General features: G+C 69.8%; 10 protein-coding genes and 1 pseudogene. 6 read left to right on the forward strand and 5 right to left on the reverse strand.

What is annotated here, in order from left to right; translation table 11 throughout:
* The 3 genes and pseudogenes from ACXAID_RS23255 to ACXAID_RS23265 all read right to left on the reverse strand — a co-directional run.
* Positions 1-191 (reverse strand): annotated as a pseudogene (locus ACXAID_RS23255) (SMP-30/gluconolactonase/LRE family protein); the annotation flags it as partial.
* Between the two features lie 125 nt (positions 192-316).
* Positions 317-1,702: an aspartate aminotransferase family protein gene (locus ACXAID_RS23260; protein ID WP_475024548.1), complete on the reverse strand. Its 1,386-nt coding sequence runs from the start codon at positions 1,700-1,702 to the stop codon at positions 317-319.
* Positions 1,699-2,220: an Lrp/AsnC family transcriptional regulator gene (locus ACXAID_RS23265; protein ID WP_475024549.1), complete on the reverse strand. Its 522-nt coding sequence runs from the start codon at positions 2,218-2,220 to the stop codon at positions 1,699-1,701. The genes ACXAID_RS23260 and ACXAID_RS23265 overlap by 4 nt, the downstream gene beginning before the upstream one ends.
* Before the next feature lie 133 nt (positions 2,221-2,353).
* Between ACXAID_RS23265 and ACXAID_RS23270 the strand changes: the two genes are divergently transcribed.
* A complete protein-coding gene (locus ACXAID_RS23270) occupies positions 2,354-3,847 on the forward strand; it encodes a gamma-aminobutyraldehyde dehydrogenase (RefSeq protein ID WP_475024550.1) in 1,494 nt (497 codons plus the stop codon).
* A gap of 23 nt (positions 3,848-3,870) precedes the next feature.
* Here ACXAID_RS23270 and ACXAID_RS23275 read toward each other — a convergent pair whose 3' ends face one another.
* A complete protein-coding gene (locus ACXAID_RS23275; protein WP_475024551.1) occupies positions 3,871-4,728 on the reverse strand; it encodes a universal stress protein in 858 nt (285 codons plus the stop codon).
* A 16-nt stretch (positions 4,729-4,744) separates the two neighbouring features.
* Positions 4,745-6,256, reverse strand: a complete 1,512-nt coding sequence (locus ACXAID_RS23280) for an APC family permease (protein WP_475024552.1) — start codon at positions 6,254-6,256, stop codon at positions 4,745-4,747.
* A gap of 232 nt (positions 6,257-6,488) precedes the next feature.
* Between ACXAID_RS23280 and ACXAID_RS23285 the strand changes: the two genes are divergently transcribed.
* The 5 genes from ACXAID_RS23285 to ACXAID_RS23305 all read left to right on the forward strand — a co-directional run.
* Positions 6,489-8,696, forward strand: coding sequence for an MMPL family transporter (locus ACXAID_RS23285; protein WP_475024557.1), 2,208 nt, complete (start codon positions 6,489-6,491; stop codon positions 8,694-8,696).
* A 120-nt stretch (positions 8,697-8,816) separates the two neighbouring features.
* Positions 8,817-9,905 (forward strand): polyprenyl synthetase family protein, encoded by a 1,089-nt coding sequence (locus ACXAID_RS23290; RefSeq protein ID WP_475024553.1) that lies wholly within the window; start codon positions 8,817-8,819, stop codon positions 9,903-9,905.
* The gene (crtI, locus tag ACXAID_RS23295; RefSeq protein ID WP_475024554.1) at positions 9,905-11,413 is read left to right on the forward strand and encodes a phytoene desaturase family protein; all 1,509 of its coding nucleotides are present in this window, start codon (positions 9,905-9,907) and stop codon (positions 11,411-11,413) included. Before ACXAID_RS23290 ends, crtI begins: the two co-directional genes overlap by 1 nt.
* Positions 11,410-12,354 carry a phytoene/squalene synthase family protein gene (locus ACXAID_RS23300; protein ID WP_475024555.1) on the forward strand — a complete coding sequence of 315 codons (945 nt, stop codon included), beginning with the start codon at positions 11,410-11,412 and terminating at the stop codon, positions 12,352-12,354. The genes crtI and ACXAID_RS23300 overlap by 4 nt, the downstream gene beginning before the upstream one ends.
* Positions 12,355-12,357: 3 nt before the next feature.
* On the forward strand, positions 12,358-13,260 hold a 903-nt coding region (locus ACXAID_RS23305; protein ID WP_475024556.1), incomplete at its 3' end, for an FAD-dependent oxidoreductase.

Raw genomic sequence — 13,260 nt, forward strand, 5'->3', positions numbered from 1 at the left:
GGCTGCAGCCGCACGATGCTGCCGTCGGCGGCGCCGGCCCACAGCCGCCCGTCGGTGTCGACCCGGACGTCCTCCGGCTCGCCGCCGGGCACCGGCACCAGCGTGACCGGCGGTGCGGGAAAGTCGGGAAGCGGGTCCACCGGAGGGGCCTGCCAGCGCACCGGATCGACCGGCGGCTTCGGCGTACGGATCACCACCCCCCGAGTGTCGCCGAAATGGCATTCCGGCAGGCGCGTACTCGCACTTTTGCTGCCGGAATGCCGTTTCGGCGGGGGCGCCGGGGGGCACCTGCGGCTACATCCGCGCTACCTCCGGGCTACATCCGCGCCGAGGCCTCGCTGAGCACGCCGCGCAGGATCTCGTAGATCGCGTCGAACTCCTGCTGCCCGCAGATCAGCGGCGGCGCCAGCTGCACGACCGGGTCGCCGCGGTCGTCGGCGCGGCAGTACAGACCCGCCTCCCACAGCGCCGGGGTCAGGAACCCGCGCAGCAGCCGCTCGGACTCCTCGTCGTTGAAGGTCTCCTTGGTGGCCTTGTCCTTGACCAGCTCGATGCCGTAGAAGAAGCCCTCGCCGCGGACGTCGCCGACGATCGGCAGGTCGTAGAGCTTCTCGAGCGTCGCGCGGAACGCCGGTGCGGACTCCTTGACGTGATCGTTGATGCCCTCGCGCTCGAAGATGTCGAGGTTGGCCAGCGCCACCGCCGAGGACACCGGGTGCCCGCCGAAGGTGTAGCCGTGCGCGAAGGTCGTCTTGCCGTCGTTGAACGGCTCGAACAGCTTGTCGCTGGCGATCATCGCGCCGATCGGGGAGTACCCCGACGTCAAACCCTTCGCGCAGGTGATCATGTCCGGCACGTAGTCGAAGTCGTCACAGGCGAACATCGAACCGATCCGGCCGTAGGCGCAGATCACTTCGTCGGACACCAGTAGCACGTCGTATTCGTCGCAGATCTCGCGGACCCGCTCGAAGTATCCCGGCGGCGGCGGGAAGCAGCCGCCGGCGTTCTGCACCGGCTCGAGGAACACCGCGGCGACGGTGTCGGGCCCCTCGAACTCGATGGCCTCGGCGACACGGTCGGCGCAGTACTCGCCCCAGGCCTTGATGTCGGTGTCGTACGGCGCGGGTGCGCGGTAGAAGTTGGTGTTCGGCACCCGGAACCCGCCGGGGGTCAGCGGCTCGAACGGCTTCTTGAAGTCCGGCAGGCCGGTGATGGCCAGCGCACCCTGGGGGGTGCCGTGATAGGCGATGGCCCGCGAGATCACCTTGTACTTGCCCGGCTTGCCCTTCAGCTTGAAGTACTGCTTGGCCAGCTTCCAGGCGGTCTCGACGGCCTCGCCGCCGCCGGTGGTGAAGAACACCCGGTTGAGATCACCGGGGGCATAGTTGGCGATGCGCTCGGACAGCTCGATCGCCGTCGGGGTCGCATAGGACCACAGCGGGAAGAAAGCCAGCGTCTCGGCCTGCTTGGCCGCCGCCTCGGCGAGCTCCTTGCGGCCGTGGCCGACCTGCACCACGAAAAGCCCGGACAGCCCGTCGATGTACTGGCGGCCCTTGTCGTCCCAGATGTGCACGCCCTCGCCGCGGGTGATGATCGGCGGGGTGATGCCGGCGCCGTGCCGGGCGAAGTGGCCCCACAGGTGGCGGCTGGCCTTGGCGTTCAAGTCCGGCGACGCCTGCGGCTCGATATCGATAGTTGTCATCGTGTTCCCCAATTGTATTGTTGCTTAACAAGTTTCAGGTAGACAAGCGTCTCTGTGGATATCACTCCCGGCAGTGCGCGGATCTGGGTGTTGAGCAGGTCGAGCAGGCCGTCGTCGTCCTCGCAGACCACCTCGACGATCGCGTCGAAGGACCCGGCGGTGAGCACCACGTAGTCCACCGCCGGGATCGCGGCGAGCTTCTCGGCTACCTTGGTGGTGTCGCCGGTGCAGCGGATGCCGATCATCGCCTGCCGGGCGAACCCCAACTGCATCGGATCGGTCACCGCGACGATCTGCATGACACCGGCGTCGACCATGCGCTGCACGCGCTGGCGCACGGCGGCCTCGGACAGCCCGACGGCCTTGCCGATGCCCGCGTAGGAGCGCCGGCCGTCCTGCTGCAGGTTCTCGATGATCGCCTTGGACAGTTCGTCGAGCTGGAAGGCGGCGCCGGGCCGGGACTGGTTGACGCGGAACGAGCCGGGGCCGACGGCGTGCGGAATTCCCGGGTTAGCCATGCCGTCGATTGTGCACGGAATCCGTCGTCCCGGGCAACCACAACTATGAAATCACGCGTAGCGAGTATCTGGCGCTGCGGTAATACGTAGGTTTTCCGTGGTCATCGGGCGGTGCACGCGATAGCGTGGCCTGATGGGCGTGGTTTCTTCGCAGACGGTGGCCGGCAGCTGGATCGACGGGGCGCCGGTGCGCGCCGGCGGCGCCACACACACCGTGATCAGCCCGGCCACCGGCGCCGCCGTCGCCGAGTTCGCGCTGGCCCGACCTGCCGATGTGGACGCCGCGGTGGCTGCAGCGCGCGCCGCGCTACCCGGGTGGGCCGGTGCCACCCCGGCAGCACGCTCGGCGGTACTGGCCAAACTCGCCAAGCTGGCCGACGAGGCCACCGACGCCCTGGTTGCCGAGGAGGTCGCCCAGTGCGGCAAGCCGGTCCGGCTGGCCCGTGAGTTCGACGTGCCGGGCAGCGTGGACAACATCGACTTCTTCGCCGGGGCCGCCCGCCACCTCGAGGGCAAGGCTTCCGCCGAGTACTCCGGCGACCACACCTCGTCGATTCGCCGCGAGGCCGTCGGAGTGGTCGCGACCATCACGCCGTGGAACTACCCGCTGCAGATGGCGGTGTGGAAGGTGTTGCCCGCGTTGGCGGCCGGCTGCAGCGTGGTCATAAAACCGGCCGAGATCACCCCGTTGACCACGTTGACGCTGGCCCGGCTGGCCACCGAGGCGGGACTGCCCGACGGTGTGCTCAACGTGGTGACCGGCGCCGGGGCGGACATCGGGGCCGCGCTGGCCGGCCACCGGGACGTGGACATGGTGACGTTCACCGGGTCGACGCCGGTCGGGCGCAAGGTGATGGCGGCCGCGGCGGTGCACGGCCACCGCACCCAGCTGGAGCTGGGCGGCAAGGCGCCGTTCGTGGTGTTCGACGACGCCGACCTCGACGCCGCCATCCAGGGCGCGGTCGCCGGCGCGCTGATCAACACCGGGCAGGACTGCACCGCGGCCACCCGCGCCATCGTGTCGGTCGACCTCTACGACGACTTCGTGGCCGGGGTGGCCGAGGTGATGGACAAGATCGTCCTGGGTGATCCGGACGATCCCGACACCGACATCGGTCCGCTGATCACGCTGGCACACCGGGCCAAGGTCGCGGGCATGGTGGAGCGCGCGCCGGCCGACGGCGGCCGGATCGTCACCGGCGGGGTGGCGCCGGACGGGCCCGGCGCGTTCTACCGGCCCACGCTGATCGCCGACGTGCCGGAATCCTCGGAGGTGTGGCGCGACGAGATCTTCGGCCCGGTGCTCACGGTGCGCCCGTTCACCGACGACGACGACGCGTTGCGGCAGGCCAACGACACCGCCTACGGGCTGGCCGCCTCGGCGTGGACCCGTGACGTCTACCGCGCCCAGCGGGCCGCGCGGGAGATCCACGCCGGGTGTGTGTGGATCAACGACCACATCCCGATCATCTCCGAGATGCCGCACGGCGGGTTCGGCGCCTCGGGCTTCGGTAAGGACATGAGCCAGTACTCGCTCGAGGAGTACCTGTCGATCAAGCACGTGATGAGCGACATCACCGGGGTGTCCGACAAGGAGTGGCACCGAACGATATTCGCCAAGCGGTAGGCGGGCGCCGCGCTCGGGAGACCTCAGGCCCGCGGCACCACGATCACCGGCACGTCCACCCCGGCCAGGATGCGCGCGGCGGTGGATCCGAGGAAGACGCGGCGCGGCGCGGCGAATCGAGCCGAACCGACCACCAGCAGGTCGCCGTCGTCCCAGTTCAATTTCTTCAGCGCCGATTCCAGCGTCATGCCGTCGGCGACAAGCGATTCGATGTCCGGCGCCTCGGGCACCGCCCGGGCGGCCGCGACGAGGTTCTCCTCGGCGGCGGTGACCTGCAGCGCCCGAACCTCCTTGGCGTTCTCGGCCTCGGCGAGGTTCTCCATCGACACCAGCGACAGCATCCGGATCTCCAGCTGTGCCGCGCTGGCCAGGGTCAGTGCGAACGACAGCGGATTGTCCTCACCGGGCCGGGTGGGCACCGCCGCGGTAACGGCGTCGAACGAGTCGTCGGGGTCCTCGGCGTAGCCGCGCGGGGCCAGCGCCACCGGGATCGGTGAGGTGTGCAGCAGCGCGCCGGTCACCGGGCCGATGGTGTGCCGGCCGAAGAAGCCGTCGCGGGCCCCGCCGACCACGATCAGGTCGGAGCTCTTCTGCTCGGCGAACTCGATCAGATTCTGCGCGAACGACTCTCCGACCAGCACCGTCGAACTCGCGGTGACCCCGTCGGCGGCCAGCGTGCCCAGGGCCCGGGCCACCCACTGCTCTCCGCGGTCGACGAGCCACTGTTGGTACTCGGCCCGTCCGGGGTGACCGTCGGGCAGTTCCTCGCGCACGACGAGGACGACGTCGACCGTCGCGTCGAAGGTCTTGGCGAGAGCGCTGGCCAGCGCGATCCCGTCGTCGCCGGTCGGGGTGGCAAGGTAGCCGACGGTCAGATGCATTGCGAGGCCTGCCTGTTCAGAAGGTGTCGGGGACTTTGACTTCGGTCGAGGCGTTGAGTGTCTCGCCGCGGAAGAAGCGCTTGGTGCCGAAGGCGAAGCACAGCAGCATCAGCGGGATGCCGAGCACCAGCATGCCGACGCCGAGCACGAAAACCCCGCCGATCGATCCGAACGCGGTGTATCCGTAGTCGGGCTGGATCATGTCGGTGGCGCTCTGGACGAACGCCCACGTCATCGCCAGGCCGCCCAGTGCGGGGAAGATGCCACGGAAGAACAGGTTCCGCGCGGAGGCGAACAGGGTGCGGCGGAAGTACCACACGCAGGAGAACGCGGTGATGCCGTAGTAGAACGCCACCGCCAGACCGAGCGACGCCACCGAGTCCAGCAGTGCGTTCTCCGACAGGAATGTCAGCACCAGGTAGAACAACAGCGCCGAGACGCCCATGACCATGGTGCCGAACGCGGGGGTCATGTACCGCGGATGCACGTAGCCGAAGCGCTTCGGGATGGCCTCGTAGACGGCCATCGACAGGGTCCCGCGCGCGGTGGGCAGGATGGTGGTCTGGGTGGACGACAACGCCGACACCGACACGGTCAGCAGCAGCGCCGACGCCGCGATGGTGCCCGCGACGGGTTTGCCGAGCACGGTGAGCACATCGTCGGTGTTCATCGCGTTGTTCAGGCCGATCCCGACATCGCCGAAGCCGGCGAAGGACTGGACCGCGAAGGCCACCAGCACGTAGGTGCACACCAGGATCAGCGTGGTGATCAACGCCGCGATGCCGGGTGTCTTGCCCGGATCCTTGGTCTCCTCGCCGACAGCCAGGCAGGCATCCCAGCCCCAGTAGATGAAGATGCACAGGATGATCGCCGCGGCGATCGATGAGGCGTCCAGCCCGCCGGGCCACAGCCAGGACAGCTCCGGCATCACGGCCTGCGCTCCGGCGGTGCCGGTGTAGACCCGCACCAGGGCGATGACGCTGACGGTGATCAGCACGCCGAACTGGATCGCGATCAGGATGTTCTGCACCCGTTCGCTGACGACGATTCCGCGCGCGGACACCGCGGTCATCGCGATGATGAAGAACGCGCCGAGGCCCACCTTCGTGTACAGGTTCTCCGAAAGGGCGCCCAGGCCGAGGAATTCGAACAGGTAGACCGCGGCGATCTCGGCGACGTTGGCCAGCACGATGATCGCCGACACCGCCAGGCCCCAGCCGCCGATCCAGCCCACCCACGGCCCGAACGCCTTGACCCCCCAGGTGAAGGTCGTGCCGCAGTCCGGGGTGTCCTGGGACAGTTCCTTGTAGGCGAACGCGACGAGCAGCATCGGGATGAACGCCAGCACGAACATCGCCGGCGCCTTTTCCTGGACGTGCAACACGACGTAGCCGAGCGTGGCGGCGAGGCTGTAGGCGGGTGCGACGGCGCCGAGCCCGATGACGATGTTGCCGACCAGACCGAGCGCCCCCGCTTGCAGGCCTTTGTCGCCGACAGCCGGGGTCGCCGCGTCCTCCGTGATTGCCATGCGCGAAATATACGGTTCCGGTTTCCACTGCGCGCGTCGTACACGGAAATAGTTGCTGGAACCGCGATCGCCGACGGAATACACGCTCTTTCGCGGGGCTGGGAGGGGTTCGGTCTCGTCCCCGGCGGCACCGGTCGACTCCTGACAGGTCGCTGACGAATCACCGCGCCCGCTTTCCCGCGACCGCGAATTGACGCACGCTGCAGGCAGGGTACTGACGTGAGGGTCAACACTGCTGCACCGAATCGCCATGCTGGCCATCGCTGCGCCCCGTCGAATCGTGGCGGCCGCAGCGGTGCTGATGGCTGCCGCGGCGGTGTTCGGTATCCCGGTGGCGGGCAGCCTCACCGCCGGGGGATTCCAGGATCCGACATCGGAGTCCGCTGCCGCGACCCGCGTCCTGACCGAGACGTTCGGCCGCGGCGAACTGCAGCTGGTGTTCACCCTGACCGCACGCGGCGGTGACCTGATCGCAGCCGCGCCCGCCGCGCAGCGCATCGCCGACCAGCTCGCCGCAGATCCGAACGTCATCGACGTCGTCTCCGCGTGGACCGCGCCCCCGCCGGCGGCCGCGAGGCTGATCAGCAACGACGAAGCCACCGGACTGATCATCGCCGGGCTGCGTGGTGGTGAGGACGAAGCCCCGCAGGCGGCCCGCGCCATCGCCGAGGACATCGACGCCACGGTCGCACCCGGCTTCGACGGTGTCGAGGTGCGGGCCGGCGGCTCGGCGATGGTGTACTCCCAGATCAACTCCCAGACCCTGCGCGATGTCCTGGTGATGGAGGCCATCGCCGTTCCGCTGAGCTTTCTGGTGCTGGTGTGGGTGTTCAAGGGGCTGCCGGCCGCCGCGCTGCCGGTGGCGGTCGGCGCGCTGGCGATCGTCGGGTCGATGTCGGTGCTGCGGTTGATCGCGCTGGGCACCGACGTGTCGATCTTCGCGCTGAACCTGACCACCGCCCTGGGGCTGGCCCTGGCCATCGACTACACGCTGCTGATCGTCAGCCGCTACCGCGACGAGGTCGCCGCTGGCGCCGACCGCGACCAGGCGCTGATCACCACGTTGACCACGGCGGGTCGCACCGTGCTGTTCTCGGCGTTGACCGTGGCGCTGTCGATGGCGGCGATGGTGCTGTTCCCGATGTACTTCCTGAGGTCGTTCGCCTACGCCGGGGTGGCCACGGTCGCGTTGTGCGCGCTGGCGGCGATCCTGGTGACGCCCGCGGCGATCGTGCTGCTGGGGGAGCGGCTCGACGCGCTGGACGTGCGCCGGTTGCTGCGCCGCCGCCCCGAGCCCACCGACCCGCAGCAGCGGTTCTGGTACCGGTCGACGAAGTTCGTCACCCGCCGGGCCGTCGTGGTCGGGGTGGCCGGCACGGCGGTTCTGCTGGCGCTGGGGGTGCCGTTCCTGCGGGTCGAGTGGGGACTGCCGGACGAACGGGTGCTGCCGTCGTCGGCGTCGGCACACCAGGTCGGCGACATGCTGCGCACTCGGTTCGCCGACAACGCCGAGGCAGCCGTGACGGTGGTGGTGCCCGACGCCGCGGGGCTGAGCCCACCGGATTTCGCCCGTTATGCGGTGGCCGCCTCCCGGGTGCCGGACGTGTCGACGGTCAGTGCGCCGAGCGGCACCTACGCCGACGGGCGCCGGGTCGGTCCGCCGTCGGGGGCCACCGGAACCGCCGACGGTGCGGCGTTTCTCACCGTCGGCAGCACCGCGGCGGCGTTCTCGGAGGCCTCCGAGGTCCAGCTCGACGCGCTGCGCGCGTTGCCCGGGCCCGGCGGGCGCGAGGTGGCGTTCACCGGGATGGCGCAGGTCAACCGCGACAGTGTGACCGCCATCGAGGCGCGGCTGCCGGTGGTGCTGGGCGCCATCGCGGCCGTCACATTCGGGCTGTTGTTCATCCTGACCGGCAGCATCGTGCTTCCCATCAAGGCGCTGATCCTCAACGTGCTGTCGCTGACCGCGGCGTTCGGCGCGCTGGTGTGGATCTTCCAGGAGGGCCACCTCGGTGCGTTCGGCACCACCCCGACCGGCACCCTGGTGGCCAACATGCCGGTGTTGCTGTTCTGCATCGCGTTCGGTCTGTCGATGGACTACGAGGTGTTCATCATCGCCCGGATCCGCGAGTTCTGGCTGGCCAGCGGGCGTACCCGGGCCGACAACGAGGAGAGCGTCGCGCTGGGGCTGGCCCACACCGGGCGGGTGGTCACCGCGGCGGCGCTGATCATGTCCATCTCGTTCGGCGCGCTGATCGCCGCACAGGTCTCGTTCATGCGGATGTTCGGGCTGGGGTTGACGCTGGCCGTGCTGGTGGACGCCACGCTGGTGCGGATGGGTTTGTTGCCCGCATTCATGCATCTGATGGGCCGGTGGAACTGGTGGGCACCCGCCCCGCTGGTCCGGCGGCCGCCGGGCCGCCACGCCGCGCGTAAATAATCTTCCGGAGACAACCCATCCGTTTCGGCTACTGCTTCGAATGCACAAGTGACAGGTCTGGTGGGACCATCACAGAAGGAGCGGTCGTTGGACAGGGGAGAGCGATCGGGGGCGCGCCTGATGGCGTCGAACGGATGGGGTGGATCGTCGGTCGGCTTGGCCGCCTGGCGCGATGACGTGCGCGAGACGGTGCGCGAGCACGTCGATCAGTTCGTGCGCGGTGAATGCGCCACCCGGCTCGGTGACGCCGGTGTCGCAGTCGCCGGCGATCTGTTGTGCCGTTTTCTCGAGGGTGGCAAGTACGTGCGCTCGACGTTCATGTATCTGGGCTGGTTGTGCGGCGCCGAGGACGACGACGCCGCGCTGCGCGCCTCGGCCAGCCTGGAGCTGCTGCATGCGTTCGCATTGATGCAGGACGACGTCATGGACGGCTCACCGATGCGCCGCTCGGCGCCCGCCGCCCATGTGGTGTTCGCGCGGTGGCATTCCGAGCGGGGCCTGGCCGGGTCCGCACAGCGATTCGGCGAGTCCGCGGCGGTCCTGCTGGGTGATCTGTGCCTGGTGTGGGCCGAGGAGATGCTGCGCCGCAGCGGGGTGGGTGAGCACGCGCTGGCCCGCGTCTGGCCGCGCTACGACGCCATGCGCACCGAATTGGCCATCGGTCAATTCTGCGATCTGGTCAATAGTTGCCACACATATCCGACACTGGACGAGGTGCTCGATGTGCTGCGCCGCAAGTCCGGCAACTACACCGTTCGCCGCCCGCTCGAGATCGGCGCGGCGATGGCCGGGTGCCGTCGCGGCGTGCTCGACGCCCTGTCGGGTTACGGATCGGCGATCGGGGAGGCCTTCCAGCTGCGCGACGACATCCTGGGGGTGTTCGGCAGCCCGTCGCTGACCGGCAAGCCCACTGGCACCGACATGGAGGACCACAAGGCGACCAGCGTCATCGTGGCCGCCTACGAGATGGCCGACCCCGGACTGCGCCGCCAGCTCGCCGATCTGATGAACACCCCCGTCCTCGACGCCGCGGCCGTCGAGCGGTGGCGAAACCTGATTGTGGCCAGTGGTGCGGTGCAGCGCATCGAGGACCTGATCGCCGACCGGCACGCCGAGGCGCTGAGCCACCTCGAGCGCGCCGACATCCCCGAGCGTCCCCGCGCGGCGCTGGCCGACATGGCCGTCGCCTGTACCCAGCGGGCGGCGTGATGCGCACCGTGACCGGAAAGACCGACCGCGTCGTGATCGTCGGCGCCGGGCTCTCCGGCCTGTCGGCGGCGCTGCAGCTGGCTGGACGCGGCCGTGCGGTGACCGTCGTCGAGCGCGGTGAGCATCCGGGCGGGCGGGTCGGCCGCGCCGACATCAGCGGCTACCGCATCGACACCGGGCCCACGGTGCTGACCATGCCCGACATCATCGACGACGCGTTCGCCGCGGTCGGCCGCTCGCTGACCGACTGTCTGCCGATGGACCCGGTCGCACCGGCCTACCACGCCGACTTCGCCGACGGCAGTGCGTTGACGGTGCACACCGATGCCGCTGCGATGGCCGCCGAGGTCGAGCGGTTCGCCGGCCGTGCCGAAGCGGACGGCTATCTGCGGCTGCGGGATTGGCTGACAAAGCTCTACCGCACCGAGTTCGACGGATTCATCGCCGCCAACTTCGACTCGCCGCTGTCGCTGCTGACCCCGCAGCTGGCCCGGCTGATCGCCCTGGGCGCATTCCGGCGCTGGGAACCGCTGATGCGCAAGTTCATCCACGACGAACGGTTGCTGCGGGTGTTCACCTTCCAGGCGCTCTACGCCGGGGTGCCGCCGCAGAGCGCCCTGGCGGTGTACGCGGTGATCGCCTACATGGACACCGTGGCCGGGGTGTACTTCCCGCGCGGCGGGATGCGTGCGTTGCCGGACGCGATGGCCGCGGCCGCCGCCGACGCCGGTGTCGAATTCGTGTACGGTGCCACCGTCTCGGAGCTGGAGTTCGCCGGCTCCCGGGTGAGTGCGGTGCGCACCGTTGACGGGCAGCGGGTGCCGGCCGACGCCGTGGTGCTCACCACCGAGCTGCCCGACACCTACCGCATGCTGGGCCGCACCCCGCGGCGGTTGCTGCGTCACCGGGCGGCGCCATCGGCGGTCGTAGCCCATGTCGGCTGCGCCGCAGTTGATCCCGGGGTCGGCCACCACACCATCCTGTTCGGTGACGCGTGGCGCCAGACGTTCCGCGACATCATCGACGACGGCCGGGTGATGGGTGATCCGTCCCTGTTGGTGACCCGGCCCAGCGCCGGTGACCCGTCGCTGGCCCCGGCCGGGCGTGACCTGCTCTACGTGCTGGCCCCGGCGCCCAACACCGATGTCGGAACGGTGGACTGGGACGCCGCCGAATCCGGCTACGTCGACCAGATGCTGGGCGCGGTGCGGTCCCGGATGCCCGGCGTCGGCGAGGACGCCGAGATCCTGCACGTCGTCACCCCGGCCGACTGGCGCCGCCAGGGCATGGCGGCGGGCTCACCGTTCGCGCTGGCGCACACCTTCGCCCAGACCGGGCCGTTCCGGCCGGCCAACACCGTCCGCGGCGCCGACAACGTCGTGCTCGCGGGCTCCTCGACGGTCCCCGGTGTCGGGGTCCCGACCGCGATCCTGTCGGGCCGGCTGGCTGCCGACCGGATCACCGGTGTCGTCGCTGCAAGTCCGATCTCAGAGGTGAACCGCTCATGATCAGCACCGAACTCGATGCCGCCGGCGTACGGGAACCCTCGTTGCGCGCCGCCTACGAACACTGCCGAACGGTCAACGCCGCGCACGGCAAGACGTTCTTCCTGGCCACCCGGCTGCTGGCGCCGCGGCAGCGCCCCGCGGTGCACGCCCTCTACGGATTCGCCCGCGGCGCCGACGACATCCTCGACGACTTCGACCCGCGTAGCCCCGAACAACGCGCCGAGCAGTTGCAGCAGCTGTCCACCCGGCTGTTCAACAGCCTGGTGGAGAACCGGTCCGGCGACGACAACCCGACCCTGACCGCGGTGGTGCACACCGCGCGCCGCTACGAAATCGGCTGGGACCTGTTCGACGACTTCCTGGCCTCGATGCGGATGGACCTGACCGTCACCGACTACCCGGACCGCAAGTCGCTGGAGCGCTACATGTACGGCTCGGCCGAGGTGATCGGCCTGCAGATGCTGCCGGTGCTGGGCACGGTGATCCCCCGGGAGGAGGCCGCGCCCTACGCGGCCGCGCTGGGAAAAGCGTTCCAGCTGACCAACTTCCTTCGCGATGTCGACGAGGACCTGTCCCGTGGCCGGGTGTACCTGCCGGCTGACGAACTGGCCGCCCACGGGGTGGACCGCGACCTGCTGAGCTGGTGTCAGGCCAACCGGCGCACCGATGCGCGGCTGCGGGCCGCGCTGGCCGAGCAGCACGCGATCACCCGTGCGGTCTACGAGCAGGCCCGACCCGGAATCAGGGCGTTGGCACCGGCATCGCGTCCGTGCGTGTCGGCCGCGCTGACGTTGTACTCCGAGATCCTGGATCGAATCGAGGCCATCGACTTCGAGATCTTCAGCCAACGTGCCACCGTGGGCAAACCCCGCCGGTTGGTGGTGGCGGTGGCCGGGCTGGGCAAAGCGTGGGCGAACCGGATCCGGTATGGGAGTGTGTGACGGGTGGATCGACGCACTCAGACGCTTCCCGCAGCACCGGGGCGGCTGCGGGTCCCCGACGGCACGCCCCGCCCCCGCGTGGTCGTCGTCGGCGCCGGTATCGCCGGCTTGGCCGCGGCGTGTGGCCTGGCCGAACGCGGTGTCGACGTCGAGGTCGTCGAGCAGCACGACTACCTGGGCGGCCGGGTGGGCGGCTGGCCGGACACACTGGCCGACGGCTCAGCGGGGGCGATGAACCGTGGTTTCCACGCGTTCTTCCGCCAGTACTACAACCTGCGCGCGCTGCTGCGGCGCAGCGACAGCCAGCTCGCGGCGCTGACCCCGGTCGAGGACTACCCGCTGATCGACGGTGCCGGCCGGGTGGACACCTTCCGCGGGCTGCCGACCGCTCCACCGCTCAACGCGCTGGTTTTCGCGCTGCGCAGCCCGACGTTCACGCTGCGCGACCTGATGGCGCTGGACGCCAAGGCCGCCGCCCCGCTGGCGACGGTCTCGGTGCCGCAGACCTACCGGGTGCTCGACGACCGGGACGCCGCGACGTTCCTGCGCGACATCAACTTTCCCGACGCGGCCCGGCATCTGGCGTTCGAGGTGTTCGCCCGCAGCTTCTTCGCCCGCCCGGAGGCGCTGTCGGCGGGCGAGCTCGTCACCATGTTCCACATCTACTTCCTGGGTTCCAGCGAGGGCCTGATCTTCGACGTCGCGAACGCGAACTTCGACGTGGCGCTGTGGAACCCGTTGAGGTCCTACCTGCAGGGGCTGGGCGTGCAATTCCATACCGGCACCACGGTGGACACCGTGTCGACCGACGACGGGGCGACGGTCACGACGACGGCGGGCCGCCGGCTGGCCGCCGACGCGGTGGTGCTGGCCACCGACGTCGCCGGCCTGCGCGGCATCGTGGCC

It is taken from the genome of Mycobacterium sp. ABE4_509 (genome assembly GCF_056160785.1).

Bases quoted from the DNA above. Each gene is read 5' to 3' on its own strand.
- ACXAID_RS23270 (WP_475024550.1), top strand. From the start codon at position 2,354: ATGGGCGTGGTTTCTTCGCAGACGGTGGCCGGCAGCTGGATCGACGGG.
- ACXAID_RS23300 (WP_475024555.1), top strand. From the start codon at position 11,410: ATGATCAGCACCGAACTCGATGCCGCCGGCGTACGGGAACCCTCGTTG.
- ACXAID_RS23290 (WP_475024553.1), top strand. From the start codon at position 8,817: ATGGCGTCGAACGGATGGGGTGGATCGTCGGTCGGCTTGGCCGCCTGG.
- ACXAID_RS23275 (WP_475024551.1), bottom strand. From the start codon at position 4,728: ATGCATCTGACCGTCGGCTACCTTGCCACCCCGACCGGCGACGACGGG.
- ACXAID_RS23280 (WP_475024552.1), bottom strand. From the start codon at position 6,256: ATGGCAATCACGGAGGACGCGGCGACCCCGGCTGTCGGCGACAAAGGC.
- crtI (WP_475024554.1), top strand. From the start codon at position 9,905: ATGCGCACCGTGACCGGAAAGACCGACCGCGTCGTGATCGTCGGCGCC.
- ACXAID_RS23260 (WP_475024548.1), bottom strand. From the start codon at position 1,702: ATGACAACTATCGATATCGAGCCGCAGGCGTCGCCGGACTTGAACGCC.
- ACXAID_RS23265 (WP_475024549.1), bottom strand. From the start codon at position 2,220: ATGGCTAACCCGGGAATTCCGCACGCCGTCGGCCCCGGCTCGTTCCGC.